Raw genomic sequence first — 19,894 nt, 5'->3', positions numbered from 1 at the left:
GCATTACGCAGAGGGGCTGTTTCTGGCGAAACTGACCTCTTCTCCTCCGGTATCCATCTGGATCCAGGTCTGCGCCAGCTGCGTAGTGGCAATAATCCGCCCCTGACGAATCGACCAGCGCACCGGCACCTGACAGCGCACCGCTTCAAACCCGCTCTCCGCAGGCAGAATAATCAGGTTTGCCGGATTTCCCGTTTCAATACCGTAATCGCTCAGGCCAAAGGTGCGGGCGCTGTTATGGGTAATCAGGTTCAGGCCGCTGTCGATTTGCGGATAGCCCATCATCTGGCAGACGTGTAGCCCCATATGCAGCACCTGCAGCATGTTGCCGGTGCCGAGCGGGTACCACGGGTCGAAGACGTCGTCATGACCAAAGCAGACGTTAATACCTGCCTCCTGCAGCTCTTTCACCCGGGTTATACCGCGACGCTTCGGATAGTCATCAAAGCGCCCCTGCAGGTGGATGTTGACCAGCGGGTTAGCGACGAAGTTAATCCCCGACATCTTCAGCAGACGGAAAAGCCGCGAGGTGTAAGCGCCGTTGTAGGAGTGCATGGCGGTGGTGTGGCTGGCCGTCACGCGCGGGCCGATGCCGGCCTCGTACGCCAGCGTGGCCACCGTCTCGACAAATCGCGACTGTTCGTCGTCAATTTCATCGCAGTGGATATCCAGCGGGCGGTCATACTTCTTCGCCAGCTCAAAAGCGATATGCAGCGACTGCACGCCATATTCCCGGGTAAATTCGAAGTGCGGGATCGCCCCCACCACGTCGGCCCCCAGTTTTAACGCCTCTTCAAGCAGCGCCGCGCCGTTCGGGTAAGAGAGAATACCTTCCTGAGGAAACGCGACGATTTGCAGCGTTACCCACGGGGCCACCTCCTGCTTCACCTCCAGCATCGCCTTCAGGGCGGTAAGCGTTGGGTCAGAGACATCCACATGGGTGCGGACAAACTGAATGCCGTTAGCGATTTGCCACTTCAGCGTTTTCCAGGCGCGTGCTTTCACGTCGTCATGGCTGAGCAGCGCCTTGCGCTCCGCCCAGCGCTCAATGCCCTCAAACAGCGTGCCGGACTGGTTCCAGTTCGGCTCACCCGCCGTCTGGGTGGTATCAAGATGAATATGCGGCTCGATGAACGGGGGAATAGCCAGCCCACCGCGCGCGTTCAGTACCTCATAACTTTCGGCGTGGGTGTCGTCCATCGGGGTGATGTCACCAAATCGCCCGTTCTCAATGGCAAGTTGCCACAGCCCATCCCGACCCGGTAAACGCACATTCTGAACAAGCCATAACGGTGATGTAGACATACCTTTCCCCTCATAAACGCAGCTGATATTCAGGCGTATCGATTTTTGCAAAACCGCCCCTGATTTGTACACAAATTCAACGAACACGAAAAGCCTGCGATTTCCGCCACTTATAAAAATCCTGACAAATCAGCTATATACCACCTAAGGAGTAGGCGAAGGCGTATTTGATTTGCATCAATAAGCGCCCCTGCTGAATCGTTAAGGTAGGCAATAATAGAAAAGAAATCGAGGCAATAATGAGCAAAGTCAGACTCGCTATCATCGGTAACGGCATGGTCGGCCACCGCTTTATTGAGGATCTTCTCGATAAAGCCGATGCTGAGCAGTTCGATATTACCGTGTTCTGTGAAGAACCCCGCAAGGCATACGACCGTGTGCACCTGTCTTCCTACTTCTCCCATCATACCGCCGAAGAGCTCTCTCTGGTGCGTGAAGGTTTCTACGAGAAGCATGGCGTAAAAGTGCTGGTGGGCGAACGCGCTATCACCATCAACCGTCAGGAAAAAGTGATCCACTCCAGCGCCGGCCGTACGGTTTTTTACGACAAGCTGATCATGGCGACGGGCTCGTATCCGTGGATCCCACCCATTAAAGGCTCGGAAACGCAGGATTGCTTCGTTTACCGTACCATTGAAGACCTCAACGCCATCGAATCCTGTGCGCGTCGAAGCAAACGCGGTGCGGTTGTTGGCGGTGGCCTGCTGGGTCTGGAAGCGGCGGGCGCGCTGAAAAACCTCGGCGTTGAAACCCACGTCATCGAATTTGCGCCGATGCTGATGGCCGAACAGCTCGACCACATGGGTGGCGATCAGCTGCGCCGTAAGATCGAAAGCATGGGCGTGAAGGTTCACACCAGCAAAAACACCAAAGAGATCGTTCAGGAAGGGACTGAAGCACGCAAAACCATGCGCTTTGCTGACGGCAGCGAGCTGGAAGTGGACTTCATCGTCTTCTCCACCGGCATCCGCCCGCGCGACAAGCTGGCAACGCAGTGCGGCCTGGCCGTCGCGCAGCGCGGTGGGATCATGATTAACGACACCTGCCAGACCTCCGACCCGGATATTTACGCCATCGGCGAATGCGCCAGCTGGAACAACCGCGTATTCGGTCTGGTCGCGCCCGGGTACAAAATGGCGCAGGTCGCCGTGGATCATATCCTGGGCAGCGAAAACGCCTTCACCGGCGCAGACATGAGCGCCAAGCTGAAGCTGCTGGGCGTGGACGTAGGCGGTATTGGCGATGCGCATGGCCGCACGCCCGGCGCGCGCAGCTATGTCTATCTCGACGAAAGCAAAGAAGTCTACAAACGTCTCATCGTCAGCCAGGACAACAAAACCCTGCTCGGCGCGGTGCTGGTGGGCGACACCAGCGACTTCGGCAACCTGCTCCAGCTGGTGCTGAACGCCATCGAGCTGCCGGAAAACCCGGACGCGCTGATCCTCCCGGCGCACGCCTCCAGCGGCAAGCCGTCCATCGGCGTGGATAAACTGCCGGACAGCGCGCAGATTTGCTCCTGCTTCGACGTCACCAAAGGCATGCTGATCTCCGCGATCAACAAAGGGTGCCACACCGTTGCGGCGCTGAAAGCGGAAACCAAAGCCGGTACCGGCTGTGGCGGCTGTATTCCGCTGGTCACTCAGGTGCTGAACGCCGAGCTGGCGAAACAGGGCATCGAAGTGAACAACAACCTGTGCGAGCACTTCGCTTACTCTCGCCAGGAGCTGTACCATCTGATCCGCGTGGAAGGCATCAAGTCCTTCGACGAACTGCTGGCGAAGCACGGCCAGGGCTACGGCTGTGAAGTGTGTAAACCGACCGTCGGCTCCCTGCTGGCCTCCTGCTGGAACGAGTACGTGCTCAAGCCGGAACACACGCCGCTGCAGGACACCAACGACAACTTCCTGGCCAACATCCAGAAAGACGGCACCTACTCCGTGATTCCACGCTCGGCCGGTGGTGAAATCACGCCGGAAGGGCTGGTCGCGGTGGGCCGTATCGCACGTGAATTTAACCTCTACACCAAAATTACCGGCTCCCAGCGTATCGGCCTGTTTGGTGCGCAGAAGGACGACCTGCCGGAAATCTGGCGTCAGCTGATTGAAGCGGGCTTCGAAACCGGCCACGCGTACGCCAAAGCGCTGCGCATGGCGAAAACCTGCGTGGGCAGCACCTGGTGTCGCTACGGCGTCGGCGACAGCGTGGGCTTCGGCGTTGAGCTGGAAAACCGCTACAAAGGCATCCGTACCCCGCACAAAATGAAGTTCGGCGTCTCCGGCTGTACCCGCGAATGTGCGGAAGCGCAGGGTAAAGACGTGGGTATTATTGCCACCGAGAAAGGCTGGAACCTGTATGTGTGCGGCAACGGCGGGATGAAACCGCGCCACGCGGACCTGCTGGCGGCGGATCTCGATCGCGACACGCTGATTCAGTATCTCGACCGCTTCATGATGTTCTACATCCGTACCGCCGATAAGCTGACCCGTACCGCCTCCTGGCTCGATAACCTCGAAGGTGGCATCGACTACCTGAAATCGGTCATTATCGACAACAAGCTGGGCCTGAACGAACATCTGGAAGCGGAGATGGCCCGCCTGCGCGAGGCGGTGATCTGCGAGTGGACGGAAACCGTCAACACCCCGGCGGCGCAGACGCGCTTCAAACACTTTATCAACAGCACCCAGCGCGACCCGAACGTACAGGTTGTGCCGGAGCGCGAACAGCATCGTCCGGCCACGCCGTATGAACGTATTCCGGTCACGCTGGTGGAGGAAAACGCATGAGCCAGTGGGTAAACATCTGCAATATTAACGACATTCTCCCCGCCACCGGCGTCTGTGCGCTGCTGGGCAACGAGCAGGTGGCGATTTTCCGCCCTCGCCACGATGATCAGGTCTTTGCCATCAGCAATATTGACCCGTTCTTTGAGGCCAGCGTGCTCTCCCGCGGCCTGATTGCCGAGCACCAGGGGGAACTGTGGGTCGCCAGCCCGTTGAAAAAGCAGCGTTTCCGCTTAACCGACGGACTCTGCATGGAAGATGAAAGCTTCTCGGTCAAACACTACGACGTCCGCGTGAAGGACGGCGAGGTGCAGCTGAAAGCGTAACCCCTCGCCTTTTCAATAGGAAAGGCTTATGACCCCTTATGGGTAACGGCAGGAAAAACCGTATGTTCTGTACTATTCCTGCTGTTATCCTGACGTCAATTCTTCCCCCGCCATGAATGCTGTGAGGTAACGTCGTGGATCACCTGCCGATTTTTTGTCAATTACGCAACCGCGACTGCCTGCTCGTGGGCGGCGGCGACGTGGCCGAGCGCAAAGCGCGCCTGCTGCTAGAGGCTGGCGCCCGCCTGACCGTGAATGCCCTGTCCTTCGCCCCCCAGTTTGAGGTTTGGGCCCAGGAAGGGATGCTTACGCTGGAACAGGGCGCGTTTAATGAATCCCTGCTGGACACCTGCTGGCTGACCATTGCCGCGACGGATGACGATGAAGTGAACCAGCGCGTGAGCGACGCCTGCGAGGCGCGCCGTATCTTCTGCAACGTGGTGGATGCGCCGAAAGAAGCCAGCTTTATCATGCCGTCGATTATCGACCGCTCGCCGCTGATGATTGCGGTATCGTCCGGGGGACGTTCGCCGGTTCTCGCGCGTCTGCTGCGGGAAAAACTGGAAGCCCTGTTGCCCCAGCATCTTGGCCAGATTGCGCATTATGCCGGGCAGCTGCGCTCACGCGTGAAGCAAACCTTCGCGACCGTGGGCGAGCGCCGTCGCTTCTGGGAAAAATTCTTTGTGAACGACAGGCTGGCGCAGTCGCTGGCGAATCAGGACACCAAAGCCGTTGAAGAGACGACCGAACAGCTGCTGAGCGAACCGCTGGACCATCGCGGTGAAGTGGTGCTGGTAGGCGCAGGCCCCGGTGATGCGGGCTTGCTGACGCTGAAAGGGCTACAGCAGATCCAGCAGGCGGATATCGTGGTGTACGACCGTCTGGTCTCCGATGACATCATGAACCTGGTGCGCCGCGACGCCGACCGCGTTTTCGTGGGCAAGCGCGCGGGCTACCACTGCGTGCCGCAGGAGGAGATTAACCAGATCCTGCTGCGCGAAGCGCAAAAGGGAAAACGCGTGGTCCGCCTGAAGGGGGGCGATCCGTTTATCTTTGGACGCGGCGGTGAAGAGCTGGAAACCCTGTGCGACGCGGGTATTCCGTTCTCCGTAGTGCCCGGCATTACGGCGGCGTCCGGCTGTTCAGCGTACTCTGGCATTCCGCTGACCCACCGCGACTACGCTCAGAGCGTGCGTCTGGTGACGGGCCATCTGAAGACCGGCAGCGAGCTGGACTGGCATAACCTGGCCGCCGAAAAGCAGACGCTGGTGTTCTACATGGGGCTCAATCAGGCCGCCACGATTCAAGCGAAGCTGCTGGAGCACGGTATGGATGCGGATATGCCCGTCGCGCTGGTCGAAAACGGCACCGCCATTACGCAGCGCGTGGTGAATGGCGTGCTGACGCAGTTAGGCGAGCTGGCGCAGCAGGTCGAAAGCCCGGCGCTGATTGTGGTGGGCCGCGTGGTTGAACTGCGCGACAGGCTGAACTGGTTCTCGAATCACTAACGCATATTCTCCCTTCCTGGAGTAGTCCTTAAGCGGACTACTCCCCTCTTACCGCTACCGATAACATACCGCCCCGAAGTGGAACTTTTCCCTTTATTCCCTTGAGTTACATCCAATTTTCGTTTTAAAGACAAGGAATGCGTATGTTCAAACTGGCAAAGGCCGCCGTTCTGGTTGGCCTGTTATCGACGCTGACGGCCTGCACCGGTCACGTTCAAAACACCAAAAATAACTGCAGCTACGATTACCTGCTGCACCCGGCGATCTCCATTTCGAAGATCATCGGTGGTTGCGGCCCGGCGGCACAGCAGTAAGCGTTTTACAGGCGTAAAAAAACCGGGATGTCCCGGTTTTTTTGTTGATGCGGAGCGTTTTTTTGTCGGGTGGCGCTGACGCTTACCCGACCTACACGGTCCCGTAGGCCGGGTAAGGCGAAGCCGCCCCCCGGCACAGCGGCTTAAGGTTTCGCCACAAACCCAATCGCTTCATACACCGCTTTCAGGGTTTCGGACGCGCGCGCGCTGGCTTTTTCCGCCCCCTCTTTCATCACTTTCTGCAGGAACGCTTCGTCGTTACGGTAGCGGTGATAACGCTCCTGCAGCTCGGTAAGCATGCCGGAAACGGCATCTGCCACTTCGCCTTTCAGGTGGCCGTACATCTTGCCTTCGAAGTGTTTTTCCAGCTCAGGGATGCTCTGGCCGGTGACGCCCGAGAGGATATCCAGCAGGTTGGAGACGCCCGCTTTGTTCTGCACGTCGTAGCGCACAACAGGCGGCTCGTCGGAGTCCGTGACCGCGCGCTTGAGCTTTTTGACAACCGATTTCGGATCTTCCAGCAGGCCGATAACGTTGTTGCGGTTATCGTCAGACTTGGACATCTTCTTGGTCGGCTCCAGCAGCGACATTACGCGTGCGCCGGACTTCGGAATAAATGGCTCTGGTACTTTAAACACATCGCCGTAGAGCGCGTTGAAGCGCTGGGCGATATCGCGGCTCAGCTCCAGGTGCTGCTTCTGATCTTCGCCGACAGGAACCTGGTTAGTCTGGTACAGCAGGATGTCTGCCGCCATCAGCACCGGATAGTCAAACAGGCCGGCGTTGATGTTTTCAGAGTAGCGCGCGGATTTATCCTTGAACTGCGTCATGCGGCTCAGCTCGCCGAAATAGGTGTAGCAGTTCAGCGCCCAGCCCAGCTGCGCGTGCTCCGGCACGTGAGACTGAACGAAGATGGTGCTCTTCTCTGGATCGATGCCGCAGGCCAGATACAGCGCCAGGGTGTCCAGCGTGGCTTTGCGCAGCTTCTCAGGATCCTGACGGGCGGTAATCGCATGGAGATCGACGATGCAGTAAATGCAATGGTAGTCATCCTGCATGCTGACCCACTGACGTAACGCGCCCATGTAGTTACCAATGGTCAATTCACCTGAAGGCTGTGCGCCACTAAAAACGATGGGCTTAGTCATTGTTCAATTCCTGATGTTCACTGTGCGAAAGCCCGAGTGCGGGCAACAAATCTTTGAAGTGGTCGAAAACGACGTCCGGCTCACTCAGCGTGATGGCTTCACCGTAGTTGTAGCCATAGGTTAACCCCACGGAAGGACACCCGGCCGCGCGGGCAGCCAGAATATCATTGCGGGAATCGCCGACAAAGAGCAGCTCCGCAGGCGTTAAGGATAATTTTCCTGCCACCAGCAGCAGCGGTTCCGGATGGGGCTTTTTGTTCTGCACGTCGTCGCCGCCCACAATCACGGAGAAATACTTCGAGATATTGAGCGCTTCCAGCAGCGGTGCGACAAACGGCGTGGGTTTGTTGGTCACCAGACCCAGCGGGATGCCCTTCGCGTGCAGCGCGCTCAGCGTTTCCTGAACGTCAGGGAACAGGAAGCTGCCCTCCTCGACGGTCTCTTCATAGAAACGATCGAACAGTTTGCGCAGAATACGCAGCTGCTCTTCCTGCGGGATATCCGCGTGATCGACGCTCGGTTTACCCTGGGCGGAACGCTGCGACGCACGCTCCTGACGCGCCCACGTCAACGCGCGCGCCATCAGAACATCGGCGCCGTTGCCAATCCACGTGACGACGCGCTCTTCACCCGCAACGGGGAGTTCAAGTGCATACAGCGCCTGGTCGACGGCGCTCGTTAAGCCCGGCGCGCTGTCAACCAGCGTGCCGTCGAGGTCGAATGCCACACCCCGAATAGCCTGTAATTTATCCATGACTTACCTTCGCCAGCTCGCGGCGCATTTCATCAATGACTTTTTTATAATCCGGTTGGTCGAAAATGGCTGAACCAGCAACGAACATATCCGCGCCTGCCGCCGCAATTTCACCAATGTTATTCACTTTCACGCCGCCGTCTACTTCCAGACGAATGTCGTAGCCTGACTCGTCGATACGACGGCGGACTTCACGCAGCTTATCCAGCGTGTGAGGAATGAATGACTGGCCGCCAAAACCGGGGTTAACGGACATCAGCAGGATCACGTCCAGCTTATCCATGACATAGTCGAGATAGCTCAGCGGCGTGGCCGGGTTAAACACCAGACCCGCTTTACAGCCGTTCTCTTTGATAAGCTGCAGCGTGCGATCCACATGTTCAGAGGCTTCCGGATGGAAGGTGATGATGCTGGCACCCGCCGCGGCGAAGTCAGGCACGATGCGATCAACCGGTTTCACCATCAGGTGAACGTCGATCGGGGCGGTAATGCCATAGTTACGCAGCGCCTTGAGCACCATCGGACCGATGGTCAGGTTAGGAACGTAGTGGTTATCCATCACGTCGAAATGGACGACATCCGCGCCAGCCGCCAGTGCGTTGGCGGTATCTTCACCCAGGCGGGCAAAATCGGCCGACAGAATTGAGGGAGCAATCAAAAACTGTTTCATCCGCTTCTCCTTGAAATGTGTTTACCGGCGGGCAAAACGGCTCAGGGGCGATAAAGAGCCAGGAGTTCGTCCACCTTTTTACGTGTGCCGCCGTTGCTGCTAATGCTACGCCGCACCTTAACCTGAAAATGCTTCGCGGCTTTGTACCATTCGCGCGTATCAGGCGTGTCGTGATTCGAAATTAACACCGGAATTCTTTTGCTGACCAGCTTTTCCGCCATCTCCGCCAGACGCGCCTGCTCGGCAGGGCTGAAGCTGTTGGTGTGGTAGGCGGTGAAGTTCGCCGTCGCAGACAGCGGCGCGTATGGGGGGTCACAGTAAACCACCGAATTGACGCCTGCCAGTTCCATACACTCTTCATAGGAGAGGCAATGAAACTCCGCGTTCTGCGCTTTTTCAGCAAAGTGATAAAGCTCGTCCTGTGGGAAATACGGGCGCTTGTAGCGACCAAACGGCACGTTAAATTCCCCGCGCAGGTTATACCGGCACAGGCCGTTGTAACCATGACGATTAAGATAGAGGAACAGCAGGGCTCTGCGGAACGGATCCTGACTCTGGTTAAACTCCGCGCGGAACTGGTAGTAAACGTCCGGATTATTGTTCTCGGGCGTAAACAGCTTGCGCGCCTCTGCGACATACTCATCGGTACGGAGCTTAACGATGTTATAGAGGCTGATAAGGTCGCTGTTGATATCCGCCAGGATATAACGAGAAAAATCGGTGTTGAGGAACACCGATCCCGCACCCACGAAAGGTTCGATAAGACACTCGCCTTCAGGCAGGTGCTTTTTAATATCATCGAGCAGGGGGTATTTCCCCCCTGCCCATTTCAGAAAAGCGCGATTTTTTTTCATGCTGACTAACTGATTACACCTTCTCCGGCTGTGGAGAAAGCTCCGACAGCATCCTGCGCTTTAAACATTACTTCAGATCGGCCTGAACCTGATGAATCGGCTTCGCCCATGGGTTCTTCGCCTGAACGTCAGCTGGCAGCGCCGCTACGGCACGTTTTGCTTCATCTTTTGACGAATAAACACCGCTCACCAGCACATACCACGGCTGACCGTTACGGGTCGTCTGATAAACAACATAGTTTTTCAGATTTGATTTCTTCGCCCAGCTGTTGAGGTTGTCGTAGTTAGACGAACTGCTCAGCTGCAGCGTGTAGTTGCTGGAAGGCGCAGACTTCAGCGAACCGACGTTACCTGCCGTTTTACCTGCCGCGCTGCTGGATGCGGTTGCCGTCGCGGCTGGTGCCGCTGTGGCAGCCGGTGCCGTGGTGGTCGCCGTGGCTTTCGGCGCAGTCTGCGTGACGGGCGCTTTAGCAGGCTCGCTCACCGCAGCCGTTTCCGTGCGTTTCGGCTGGGCCGGTACGGCTTTCACTTCAGGCGCTTTTACCACTGCCTGAGGTTTGGTTTCACGCTTAGGCTCAATCACTGCCTGCTTACGCTCAGGACGTGTTGTAGTCTGCGTCTGGTGCGGTTTGGTTTCCGTCGCGGCCGTTTGCGGCTGAGCGTTACCGCCGCGAATCGGGGCAACGGTTGCAGGTTCAGTTGGCAGCGTAGAGTTAACCACGACGTTATCAACCTGCTGCTGGTTCTGCGGCTGCGTCAGCGCATTGTTCAGGTCTCCCTGAACTTCCACACGCTGCTGACCTTCTGGCGCAACAGGTGCCTGACCCTGAGCTGGGGTTGAAGAAACGGGCGGCAGAGAAACATCCTGCGGCGCTGTGGTGTTACCGGCGGTCTGCTCTGCGGAAGTAGCACCCGGCGCTGGCTGTGCGCCATTCGCCTGATTGGACGCATCGTTACCGGAAAGGCTGATGCTCTTCTCAGCGGAAGCCGTTTGCTCGGTTGAGTTCGTTGACGGTGCTTTAAGCGCGGAGCCAATGCCGACAATCAGCAGCACAAGCACCAGAACGCCAAGGCCCATCATAATGTACTGGCGGGAAGCCGGTTTTGGCGCAGCGGCTTTTTTACGTTTACGCGGGCGACGCTCTACAGGCTGTTCGTCCATTGAATCTTCTTCGGACTCATAATCCTCTTCTGCTCGCTCTTCGTGCGCGCTGCGGCTGCGCGAAGGGCGACGATCGTCTGCATCCAGATCAACATCGTCAAAGTTGATCTGCGGCTCGTTATCACGTTCTGAAGATTGACGAGAACGACCAGTACGACGATCGCTGGGATCGGGTTTCAGCTCGTCTTCTGGTTTGAATTCATCCATTTAACACCCCACTCAAAGGCTTATGCCAACGACTTTGCATTTCACCTGAAGCTAAACGACCACCTGCGACAGTGGCCTGACCTTTCTAGTTGTTACGCCTGCTGACAGTCAGCGATAGCGCCAAGAACGACATCGTGCGGCACTCCGCCGCGCACTTCACTCTTCCCTATTGCAAGCGGGAGTACAAGACGCATCTCACCTGCCAATACTTTTTTATCGCGCATCATGTGGGGTAAATACGCTTGCGCCGACATCTCCTGCGGCCCGTTCACCGGCAAACCTGCACGCTCAAGCAGCGCAATGATACGTGCCGTCTCTTCCGGTTTGAACTGCCCAAGGCGTTCAGAGGTGCGGGCAGCCATCACCATGCCGGCCGCGACGGCTTCACCGTGCAGCCAGTTGCCGTAACCCATTTCGGCTTCAATCGCGTGACCAAACGTATGCCCAAGATTCAGTAAAGCACGTAAGCCCGTTTCACGCTCGTCTGCGGCAACAACTTCTGCTTTCAGCTCACAGCAACGACGAATGCAGTATGCCAGTTTTGCCTCATCGAGGCCCAGCAGCGCATCCATATTCTCTTCAAGCCAGTTAAAGAACTCGCCGTCCAGAATAATGCCGTATTTGATCACTTCCGCCAGACCCGAAGCCAGTTCGCGCTTCGGCAGGGTTTTCAGACAGTCGAGATCCACCACCACCGATGCGGGCTGGTAGAACGCGCCAATCATGTTTTTGCCGAGCGGATGGTTGACTGCCGTTTTGCCACCGACAGAGGAGTCGACCTGGGACAGCAGCGTGGTAGGGATTTGAATAAAGCGGACACCACGCTGATAGCTTGCGGCCGCAAAGCCGGTCAGATCGCCCACAACACCGCCGCCCAGGGCAAGCAGTGTTGTATCGCGACCATGCGGTTTTTGCAGCAATGCGGTAAAGACGGTATCCAGTACCGTCAGGCTTTTATACTGCTCGCCATCGGGGAGAATCACACTGTCGACTTTTACGCCCGCCTGCTCAAGCAGGTGGCGTACGCGGTCGAGATAAAGCGGAGCCAGCGTCTCGTTGGTGACCAGCATCGCCTGATCACCCGCTTTCAGTGGTAAAAAGGAAGCTGGGTCGTTAAACAAACCAGCCGCGATGGTGATAGGGTAACTACGTTCCCCGAGAGTAACTGTAATCCTCTCCATGACGCGACATCCACCTTTAATGCTATTACCCGCAGGCGAGTGTATATAAAGCCAGAATCAGTTGCTTTCCAGCATATGAATAATCTGGTTTGCAACCACTTTAGCGCTCTGGTCGTCGGTACGAATGGTCACATCGGCAATCTCTTCATACAGCGGATTGCGTTCATCGGCCAACGCTTCCAGAACTTCGCGTGGTGGCGTTTCAACCTGCAGCAGCGGGCGCTTTTTATCGCGCTGCGTACGTGCCAGCTGTTTCTCAATGGTCGTCTCAAGATAGACCACTACGCCACGGGCGGAGAGACGGTTGCGGGTTTCGCGAGATTTCACAGAGCCGCCGCCTGTTGCCAGAACGATGCCCTGTTTTTCCGTGAGTTCGTTGATCACTTTTTCTTCTCGGTCACGGAAACCTTCTTCGCCTTCTACGTCGAAAACCCAGCCCACATCAGCTCCGGTTCGTTTCTCAATCTCTTGATCAGAATCGTAAAATTCCATATTGAGTTGTTGAGCTAACTGACGCCCAATAGTGCTTTTGCCGGCACCCATAGGCCCAACCAGAAAGATATTGCGTTTCTCTGCCATTTTATCGGTACTACTAAGACTATTCGTTAATGGTAATCCCCGCTTCGCAGACACCCGGCGTAGCAGGACATGAACTGAAACCTCATATGCAATAGAGCGAGAGTCAGACTAAAAATTATCTCAATACTCCGGCTTGTTTGGCAACTGATTAAATCACCGCGCCGGGCGCATAAGGTAATAAGACGTAAGTCCAACTCAAATCGGTACTCCTTGTATGCTAATTCATGCCCCACGTCAAACATCTGCAACAAACTGAATGCAAAATCATTGCGGGGATCGTTACCCGTCAGCGAATACCGACCAGACGTGGTGTAATAAACACCACTAATTCACGCCGTTCGTTGTCTTTCCCGTCATGGCGGAAAAGCGACCCAATCCACGGGATGCTCCCAAGCCCCGGTACGCTGTCAGTGCCGGTTTTGTTCTTCTGGGAAAATATTCCGCCCAACGCCAGCGTTTCTCCACTTTTTACCTCCACCTGGGTTTCGATCTCCTGCTTATCGATAGCCAGCGTTTCGCCATCGGCCTGCTGCAGAACCTGTCCCGGCATATTTTCGCTGATGTGTAATTTCAGGCGCACGCGTCCCCTCGGCAATACTACCGGTGTGACCTCCATTCCGAGTACCGCCTCTTTAAACTCAACGGAGGTGGCGCCGCTTTCCCCCGCTTGAGACCTGATACGGGATCTCACTGCCCTGCTTAATGCTGGCAGGTTGCATATGCGAGGCCAACAGCCGCGGGCTGGCGATAATATCGACCTGCTGTTTTTGCTCCAGCGCTGAAAGTTCCAGATCAAGCAACCTGCCGTTAATCCGACCGATATTAAACCCCACGTGGCTGGTGGCGCTGGCAACAGAAAGATCGCTGCCCAGCGTCGTGAGCTGCCCCACCTTGCCCGCGTCGGTAGCGTCGGCGAGATTCCACTTCACCCCCAGCTCGCGCAGGCTTTTTTCGTTGATGGTCACAATATGCGCCGCCAGTTCGACCTGCTCGACGGGAATATCCATCTCCGCGGCCCAGCGCTGCAGCGTATCCACCGCAGCCTGGTTATCCCGAATCAGCAGACGGTTAGTACGTTTGTCGACGGATAAACTCCCCTTTGGGCTCAGGAGTTTTTCCGCGGCTTTTTGCAGCTCCCCGGCATCCGCATAAGAAAAGGGAATGCCCTGAGTGACCAGCGGGGCATCAAGCTGTCGACGCGCCTGTTCCTGTTCTGAACGCTCCCGCTGTTCACGCTGCCAGGCCGCGGTATGCACATAAAAAATACCGCCCTCCTCGCGCAAGACGAGTCCGGCGCTGGAGACGACCGTCCGTAACGCCTGCCTCCAGGGAACGTGCGTCAGGTTAAGCGAAAGCGTACCGCTGACATCAGGCGATACCACCAGATTACGGTTCTCCTGTGCGACCAGGGCCTGTAACACCTGGACCACAGGCACGTCATCCACCACCAGCGTGACCGGTTTTGGCGCGGCGGCCCACAGCGGTTGGCTGAACGCCAGCAGCCACAGCATTATCCGTAAATTCATTTTTGTCCGTTCCTTCTCGTTGCCACGTCCATTTTCCCGGGTCACAGGTGTCACCCACATCAACCGCCAGCTCCGCTGCATTGACGGCGGTTATCCTCCAGCCAGCCGGGAAGCGCTCATGCATTTTCAGCCGGTGCCAGCGCTTTTCCCCATCCTGTAAAATGCCGATAGTCTCCTGCCCTTCCACCAGGCCGCGAAAGCGCCACTGCGCCAGCTCGCCAATGGCGCAAGGATCGTCCGGAGGACGAAACGGATCGCGCATACCGGTCAATAGCAGCACTGAGCAAACCAGCAAACATCGCGCGCTATTTCGCATGTTCCAGCTCCAGCTGCAGGCGTAACGCCGTACCTTGTGGCGCAATTGCGAAAGCGGCGATCTCCACATCCTGCTGTGCCAGCCGGGAAAAAAGCGCTGGAATGGCCTGCCACTCCGCATCCAGCGTCAGCTCCCCTCCATTCTGCAGCGGCTTCCAGTGAACCAGCGTCGTCTCATCGCCCTGAAAATTGAGCGGGGAGAACGGCGTCAGCGCCCGAGCCTTCGCAGCGTCCGGACGAAACGGCCCCTTTCTGACGGCAGGCCATAACGATGCGTTAGTGCTTACATCTTCAATCAGCTGGCGTTGTTGTTCAGCACACTGCTTGTCTATCGGTCTGAGCAACGCCCCCCACGCGACCAGTCCTGCCAGGAGACTCCCCAGGCACCAGCAGAGTAGCCGATGCCAGGGACGGCTTTCGCACCAGCGTTCTAACAAGGTATTCACGCGTTACCCCTCGCTTTTGAGATGAAGCGTAAACAGCCAGTGCCCCCGACTATCCTGACGAAGCTCGCCCGGCGTCCCGGGCGTAAAGCCCGCTATTTGGCCAAGCGCATCGCGCAGAGTAGAGAGGGCCGGCAGGGTGATAGCGTAACCGGTCAATATCAGCGCAGGCGGCTGATAGCGCAGCTCTGTCAGCCAGACCTGTGAAGGAATGGCGCGGGAAAGGGAGGCCAGCACCGGTTGCCATGCGCGTCGTTGCCTGGTTTGCACGGGTAGCTGCGCCTGTGCGGCCAGTTTTTGCCGGGCGACAAGCGCGTGCTGCACGGACTGCATTCCCGTCAGATCCGTTTGCAGCGCGCGCAGTTTCACGAACTGGTTCATCCGCAGACAAACAATGACTACGAACATCAACAGTACTGTGCCGATACACATTGCGCCCCAGAAACGCAGGCATCGCGCGCGCCGCTGCTGTCGCCAGGGCAGAAAATTCAGGATGCTCATCCGGGCACCTCGCTCATGGCCAACGCCAGCGCGACGGTATAATCAGCCCCGCATTCCGGCAGCGGTGCATGGCAGCGTTCCAGGATTTCCCACGGATCACGTTGGCAATCAAACAGCGCGATGTCATCCGGACCAAGCGCCAGTAGCGCCGCCAGCTCGGCCACGTTTTCTGCTTCGGCAGTTAAGCGGCGTCCCCACTGGTGGCGCATCGCCCAGAGCCACTGCCGATCGTCCCGCCAGGCGACGCACTTCGCTGGCGCCACTGCGGGAAGAAGATTCGTCAGCGCGCTGGCATCCGGGGTAATGGTCACCAGCCGCAAACGCAGCGTTTTCGCCAGCGCCAGAAGGGTATCGACCTCGTTGTTTTGTGCGGCCGTCACGTGGAAGGTATTGCTGAAGGTATCCTGGGCGTAATCGAAACAGAGGGTATCGGCAGACATCTCCAGTTCGCGGGCGAGCGCGCTACCCAGCCATGAGAGCTGCTCGCTGTCGCGCAGCGCAACGGTCGGGCGGGGAAGCGACCGCTGCAGGGTACGTGCTGCCGGGAAAGAGAGGAACACCCGATGAGCGTGCGGCAGCGTTTTTCGCCAGTCGCGCAACGCATCAACCAGCTGTTCTGGCTGGCAAATTTTGCCGTCACGAATGATGCCTTCGCCCAGCGGGATTGCCCACCAGCGCCGCAGACGCCAGCCGGACTTCTCCCGGTCCAGCGCCACGATCAGCACCCTATCCTGTTGAATATGAACGCCCGTTTGCCATGTTTTGAAGGCCATGCTTCACGATCTCCTTATCGTCCGTCGCCCTGACGGCTATATCAATGAATCAGGCTTGCCTTTATACTACCGCGCGATTGTTTAGAAACTGCCCAAGTGAAACCAAATGGGAAATCTCCGGTGAAGTTCGTAAAGTATTTATTCATCCTTGCAGTCTGTTGCATTCTGCTGGGAGCAGGCTCGATTTACGGTTTGTACAAATATATTGAGCCACAGCTACCTGATGTCGCTACGCTTCGCGATGTGCGTCTCCAGATCCCGATGCAGGTCTATAGCGCCGATGGCGAGCTCATGGCGCAGTATGGCGAGAAGCGTCGTATCCCGCTGACCTTAAACCAAATTCCACCCGTGATGGTGAAAGCCTTTATCGCCACGGAGGACAGCCGTTTTTACGAGCATCACGGTGTCGATCCGGTGGGGATTTTCCGTGCCGCGAGCATTGCGTTGTTCTCTGGTCACGCCTCTCAGGGGGCGAGTACCATTACGCAGCAGCTGGCACGTAACTTCTTCCTCAGCCCTGAAAAGACGCTGACCCGTAAGATCAAAGAGGTGTTCCTGGCGATCCGTATTGAGCAGCTGCTGAGCAAAGACGAGATCCTTGAGCTGTACCTCAATAAAATCTACCTGGGCTACCGTGCCTATGGCGTGGGGGCGGCCGCGCAGGTGTACTTCGGTAAGCCTGTTGAGCAACTCACCTTAAGCGAAATGGCCACCATCGCCGGTCTGCCAAAAGCGCCGTCCACCTTTAACCCGCTCTACTCGCTCGATCGCGCCACCGCGCGTCGTAACGTCGTCCTGTCACGTATGCTGAGCGAAGGCTATATCAGCCAGAGCGAGTACGACCAGGCGCGCAACGACGTCATTGACGCTAACTACCACGCCCCGGAGATCGCCTTCTCTGCGCCTTACCTGACCGAAATGGTTCGCCAGGAGATGGTGAACCGTTATGGCGACAAGGCCTATGAAGATGGCTATCGCGTGTACACCACCGTCACCCGTAAAGTGCAGCAGGCGGCGCAGGACGCGGTGCGCAACAACGTGATGGACTACGATATGCGTCACGGCTATCGCGGCCCGTCAAACGTGCTCTGGAAGGTGGGCGAAAGCGCGTGGGACAGCAAAAAAATCATCAGTACGCTGAGAGCACTGCCTACCTACGGGCCGCTCCTTCCTGCCGTGGTGACGCAGGCCGATCCTCAGGAAGCCGTTGCAACGCTGGCGGACGGTACGTCCGTCTCCCTGCGCATGGACGGTATCCGTTGGGCGCGTCCGTACCGCTCGGATACCCTGCAGGGCGCCACGCCGCGTAAAGTGACCGATGCGGTACAGACCGGGCAGCAAATCTGGGTGCGCAAGGTTGGCGAATCCTGGTGGCTGGCGCAGGTGCCGGACGTCAACTCGGCCCTGGTTTCTATCAATCCGCAGAACGGCGCTGTACTGGCCCTGGTCGGCGGGTTCGATTTCAACCAGAGCAAATTTAACCGCGCCACCCAGGCGCTGCGTCAGGTCGGTTCGAATATCAAACCGTTCCTCTACACGGCCGCGATGGATAAGGGCCTGACCCTCGCCAGCATCCTCAACGACGTGCCAATCTCCCGCTGGGATGCGGGGGCGGGTTCCGACTGGCAGCCTAAAAACTCCCCTGCGGAATATGCCGGCCCGATTCGTCTTCGTCAGGGTCTGGGACAGTCGAAAAACGTGGTGATGGTGCGTGCCATGCGCGCCATGGGCGTCGACTATGCCGCAGAGTATCTGCAGCGCTTCGGTTTCCCGGCGCAGAACATCGTTCGCACCGAGTCGCTGGCGTTAGGCTCAGCCTCCTTTACGCCGCTTCAGGTCGCGCGTGGATACTCGGTGATGGCCAACGGCGGCTTCCTGATTGACCCGTACTTCATCAGCAAGATCGAGAACGATCAGGGCGGCGTGCTGTTCGAGGCGAAGCCGAAAATTGCCTGCCCTGACTGCGATATTCCGGTCATTTATGGCAATACGCCGAAATCTGAAGTACTTGAAAACAAGGACATGGAAGACCCTGCCGTGTCGCAGGAGCAGCAGAACGGCGTGGTGCCGCAGCCGCAGCTCGAGCAGGCGAACCAGGCGCTGGTGGCGCAGACCGGCGCGCAGGAATACGCCCCGCATGTGATCAACACGCCGCTGTCTTTCCTGATCAAAAGCGCGCTGAACACCAACATCTTCGGTGAGCCAGGCTGGCAGGGTACCGGCTGGCGCGCAGGACGCGATCTGCAGCGCCATGATATCGGCGGTAAAACGGGGACAACCAACAGCTCGAAAGACGCGTGGTTCTCCGGTTACGGTCCGGGCGTGGTGACCTCGGTCTGGATCGGCTTCGACGATCACCGCCGCGATTTAGGGCGTACCACGGCCTCCGGCGCGATTAAAGATCAGATTTCCGGCTACGAAGGCGGCGCGAAGAGCGCGCAGCCAGCCTGGGACGCCTACATGAAGGCCGTTCTTGAAGGCGTGCCGGAGCAGCCGCTGACGCCACCGCCTGGCGTGGTGACGGTCAATATCGACCGCAGCACGGGCCAGCTCGCCAACGGCGGTAATAGTCGCGAGGAGTATTTCATCGAGGGCACACAGCCAACCACACAGGCGGTGCATGAGGTGGGTACAGAGATTATCGATAACGGCGAAACGCACGAGCTGTTCTAAATGTAAAAATGCCCGGTAAAAACCGGGCAACACAGCGTAGGCCGGGTCAGGCGAAGCCGCCACCCGGCATTTTTTATGGGCTACAGTCGCCCCTGCCCTTTCAACCACTCCCGTACCAGGAACAGCGCGCTCACGTTGCGAGCCTCATTAAAGTCAGGGTCTTCCAGGAGGTCCATCAGGTGCGCCAGCGGCCAGCGAACCTGCGGCAGCGGCTCCGGCTCATCCCCTTCCAGCGATTCAGGATAGAGATCTTCCGCCACCACGATATTCATTTTGCTGGAAAAATAGGACGGCGCCATGCTCAGTTTTTTCAGGAATGAAAGCTCATTCGCCCCGAACCCCACCTCTTCTTTCAGCTCGCGGTTTGCCGCTTCAAAGACGGTTTCGCCCGGGTCGATCAGCCCTTTTGAGAACCCAAGCTCGTAAGATTCCGTTCCCACAGCGTATTCGTGGATCAAAATCAGATGATCGTCGACAATCGGCACAATCATCACCGCTTCGCGCGACGAGGGGCGCATACGTTCATAAACGCGACGCACACCGTTGCTGAACTCCAGATCCACACTTTCGACATTAAACAGGCGCGATTTGGCGACTGTTTCAACATTCAGAATGGTGGGTTTTTGTAGTGGTTTGCTCATCGTGATGGGTCTTAGCAGTGAGAACTGGCGTTATTGTGCGATACGCCGCACGGTTTCGGCAATGTCAATCGTTCTTTATTTACATTTATGCAACGTAGCAGGGATCAATCCTCAATTCAAAACAAATGTCAAGAGGTTGAAATGTTTCCAGGAATTTGCTGATATCGCGCCATAACAGGCTTTGCTATCATCACCGGTCACTGGGATGCGCTTCAGAATGCTCAAGTTCGACTC

General features: G+C 57.4%; 18 protein-coding genes and 1 pseudogene. 5 read left to right on the top strand and 14 right to left on the bottom strand.

Features of this window, described 5'->3' with window-relative positions; genetic code table 11:
• Window positions 1-3: 3 nt before the first annotated feature.
• Window positions 4-1,305, bottom strand: coding sequence for a cytosine deaminase (locus FHC52_RS11140; RefSeq protein ID WP_126288636.1), 1,302 nt, complete (start codon window positions 1,303-1,305; stop codon window positions 4-6).
• Between the two features lie 239 nt (window positions 1,306-1,544).
• On the opposite strand from FHC52_RS11140, the gene nirB reads away from it, so the two are divergent.
• The 4 genes from nirB to FHC52_RS11120 all read left to right on the top strand — a co-directional run bounded on the left by nirB (window position 1,545) and on the right by FHC52_RS11120 (window position 6,233).
• The gene (gene nirB / locus FHC52_RS11135) at window positions 1,545-4,088 is read left to right on the top strand and encodes a nitrite reductase large subunit NirB (protein ID WP_063453068.1); all 2,544 of its coding nucleotides are present in this window, start codon (window positions 1,545-1,547) and stop codon (window positions 4,086-4,088) included.
• Window positions 4,085-4,411, top strand: a complete 327-nt coding sequence (gene nirD, locus FHC52_RS11130) for a nitrite reductase small subunit NirD (RefSeq protein ID WP_049122957.1) — start codon at window positions 4,085-4,087, stop codon at window positions 4,409-4,411. The genes nirB and nirD overlap by 4 nt, the downstream gene beginning before the upstream one ends.
• Window positions 4,412-4,545: 134 nt before the next feature.
• Complete coding sequence (cysG, locus tag FHC52_RS11125) at window positions 4,546-5,919, top strand: siroheme synthase CysG (RefSeq protein ID WP_172513995.1); 1,374 nt, start codon at window positions 4,546-4,548, stop codon at window positions 5,917-5,919.
• 143 nt (window positions 5,920-6,062) lie between these two features.
• Window positions 6,063-6,233 carry a YhfL family protein gene (locus FHC52_RS11120; protein WP_008503029.1) on the top strand — a complete coding sequence of 57 codons (171 nt, stop codon included), beginning with the start codon at window positions 6,063-6,065 and terminating at the stop codon, window positions 6,231-6,233.
• Between the two features lie 143 nt (window positions 6,234-6,376).
• Here FHC52_RS11120 and trpS read toward each other — a convergent pair whose 3' ends face one another.
• The 12 genes and pseudogenes from trpS to pilM all read right to left on the bottom strand — a co-directional run bounded on the left by trpS (window position 6,377) and on the right by pilM (window position 16,346).
• Window positions 6,377-7,381, bottom strand: a complete 1,005-nt coding sequence (gene trpS / locus FHC52_RS11115; RefSeq protein ID WP_023298773.1) for a tryptophan--tRNA ligase — start codon at window positions 7,379-7,381, stop codon at window positions 6,377-6,379.
• Window positions 7,374-8,135, bottom strand: a complete 762-nt coding sequence (gene gph, locus FHC52_RS11110; protein ID WP_220420074.1) for a phosphoglycolate phosphatase — start codon at window positions 8,133-8,135, stop codon at window positions 7,374-7,376. The genes trpS and gph overlap by 8 nt, the downstream gene beginning before the upstream one ends.
• The gene (gene rpe / locus FHC52_RS11105) at window positions 8,128-8,805 is read right to left on the bottom strand and encodes a ribulose-phosphate 3-epimerase (protein ID WP_008503032.1); all 678 of its coding nucleotides are present in this window, start codon (window positions 8,803-8,805) and stop codon (window positions 8,128-8,130) included. The genes gph and rpe overlap by 8 nt, the downstream gene beginning before the upstream one ends.
• Before the next feature lie 41 nt (window positions 8,806-8,846).
• A complete protein-coding gene (gene dam / locus FHC52_RS11100; protein WP_008503033.1) occupies window positions 8,847-9,659 on the bottom strand; it encodes an adenine-specific DNA-methyltransferase in 813 nt (270 codons plus the stop codon).
• A gap of 67 nt (window positions 9,660-9,726) precedes the next feature.
• Window positions 9,727-11,028, bottom strand: a complete 1,302-nt coding sequence (gene damX / locus FHC52_RS11095) for a cell division protein DamX (RefSeq protein ID WP_220420073.1) — start codon at window positions 11,026-11,028, stop codon at window positions 9,727-9,729.
• A gap of 92 nt (window positions 11,029-11,120) precedes the next feature.
• Entirely contained in the window at window positions 11,121-12,209 is a 1,089-nt protein-coding gene (gene aroB / locus FHC52_RS11090; protein ID WP_021242200.1) for a 3-dehydroquinate synthase, read from the bottom strand.
• Between the two features lie 57 nt (window positions 12,210-12,266).
• Entirely contained in the window at window positions 12,267-12,788 is a 522-nt protein-coding gene (aroK, locus tag FHC52_RS11085) for a shikimate kinase AroK (RefSeq protein WP_003861630.1), read from the bottom strand.
• 286 nt (window positions 12,789-13,074) lie between these two features.
• A pseudogene (gene hofQ, locus FHC52_RS11080) lies at window positions 13,075-14,299 on the bottom strand (DNA uptake porin HofQ).
• Window positions 14,226-14,630 carry a HofP DNA utilization family protein gene (locus FHC52_RS11075; RefSeq protein WP_032664745.1) on the bottom strand — a complete coding sequence of 135 codons (405 nt, stop codon included), beginning with the start codon at window positions 14,628-14,630 and terminating at the stop codon, window positions 14,226-14,228. Before FHC52_RS11075 ends, hofQ begins: the two are co-directional and overlap by 74 nt.
• Window positions 14,620-15,075, bottom strand: coding sequence for a HofO (locus tag FHC52_RS11070; protein WP_126288628.1), 456 nt, complete (start codon window positions 15,073-15,075; stop codon window positions 14,620-14,622). Before FHC52_RS11070 ends, FHC52_RS11075 begins: the two co-directional genes overlap by 11 nt.
• Before the next feature lie 3 nt (window positions 15,076-15,078).
• Window positions 15,079-15,573 carry a PilN domain-containing protein gene (locus tag FHC52_RS11065; RefSeq protein WP_045409130.1) on the bottom strand — a complete coding sequence of 165 codons (495 nt, stop codon included), beginning with the start codon at window positions 15,571-15,573 and terminating at the stop codon, window positions 15,079-15,081.
• The gene (gene pilM, locus FHC52_RS11060) at window positions 15,570-16,346 is read right to left on the bottom strand and encodes a pilus assembly protein PilM (RefSeq protein WP_123923220.1); all 777 of its coding nucleotides are present in this window, start codon (window positions 16,344-16,346) and stop codon (window positions 15,570-15,572) included. The genes FHC52_RS11065 and pilM overlap by 4 nt, the downstream gene beginning before the upstream one ends.
• 120 nt (window positions 16,347-16,466) lie before the next feature.
• Here pilM and mrcA point away from each other — a divergent pair, with 120 nt between their 5' ends.
• Complete coding sequence (gene mrcA, locus FHC52_RS11055) at window positions 16,467-19,019, top strand: peptidoglycan glycosyltransferase/peptidoglycan DD-transpeptidase MrcA (protein ID WP_023326230.1); 2,553 nt, start codon at window positions 16,467-16,469, stop codon at window positions 19,017-19,019.
• Window positions 19,020-19,099: 80 nt separating this feature from the next.
• On the opposite strand, the gene nudE is transcribed toward mrcA, so the two are convergent.
• Complete coding sequence (gene nudE / locus FHC52_RS11050; protein ID WP_220420072.1) at window positions 19,100-19,660, bottom strand: ADP compounds hydrolase NudE; 561 nt, start codon at window positions 19,658-19,660, stop codon at window positions 19,100-19,102.
• Window positions 19,661-19,894: the final 234 nt, after the last annotated feature.

Source organism: Enterobacter sp. EC_64, from assembly GCF_019584165.1.
Lineage (GTDB): Bacteria > Pseudomonadota > Gammaproteobacteria > Enterobacterales > Enterobacteriaceae > Enterobacter > Enterobacter roggenkampii.
The sequence above is the reverse complement of the archived record's forward strand: the minus strand, read 5'-3'. Positions and strand labels throughout refer to the sequence as shown.

Bases quoted from the DNA above. Each gene is read 5' to 3' on its own strand.
- gph (WP_220420074.1), bottom strand. From the start codon at position 8,135: ATGGATAAATTACAGGCTATTCGGGGTGTGGCATTCGACCTCGACGGC.
- pilM (WP_123923220.1), bottom strand. From the start codon at position 16,346: ATGGCCTTCAAAACATGGCAAACGGGCGTTCATATTCAACAGGATAGG.
- nirB (WP_063453068.1), top strand. From the start codon at position 1,545: ATGAGCAAAGTCAGACTCGCTATCATCGGTAACGGCATGGTCGGCCAC.
- FHC52_RS11065 (WP_045409130.1), bottom strand. From the start codon at position 15,573: ATGAGCATCCTGAATTTTCTGCCCTGGCGACAGCAGCGGCGCGCGCGA.
- damX (WP_220420073.1), bottom strand. From the start codon at position 11,028: ATGGATGAATTCAAACCAGAAGACGAGCTGAAACCCGATCCCAGCGAT.
- nudE (WP_220420072.1), bottom strand. From the start codon at position 19,660: ATGAGCAAACCACTACAAAAACCCACCATTCTGAATGTTGAAACAGTC.
- rpe (WP_008503032.1), bottom strand. From the start codon at position 8,805: ATGAAACAGTTTTTGATTGCTCCCTCAATTCTGTCGGCCGATTTTGCC.
- nirD (WP_049122957.1), top strand. From the start codon at position 4,085: ATGAGCCAGTGGGTAAACATCTGCAATATTAACGACATTCTCCCCGCC.
- dam (WP_008503033.1), bottom strand. From the start codon at position 9,659: ATGAAAAAAAATCGCGCTTTTCTGAAATGGGCAGGGGGGAAATACCCC.
- FHC52_RS11075 (WP_032664745.1), bottom strand. From the start codon at position 14,630: ATGCGAAATAGCGCGCGATGTTTGCTGGTTTGCTCAGTGCTGCTATTG.
- aroB (WP_021242200.1), bottom strand. From the start codon at position 12,209: ATGGAGAGGATTACAGTTACTCTCGGGGAACGTAGTTACCCTATCACC.
- aroK (WP_003861630.1), bottom strand. From the start codon at position 12,788: ATGGCAGAGAAACGCAATATCTTTCTGGTTGGGCCTATGGGTGCCGGC.
- trpS (WP_023298773.1), bottom strand. From the start codon at position 7,381: ATGACTAAGCCCATCGTTTTTAGTGGCGCACAGCCTTCAGGTGAATTG.
- FHC52_RS11120 (WP_008503029.1), top strand. From the start codon at position 6,063: ATGTTCAAACTGGCAAAGGCCGCCGTTCTGGTTGGCCTGTTATCGACG.
- FHC52_RS11140 (WP_126288636.1), bottom strand. From the start codon at position 1,305: ATGTCTACATCACCGTTATGGCTTGTTCAGAATGTGCGTTTACCGGGT.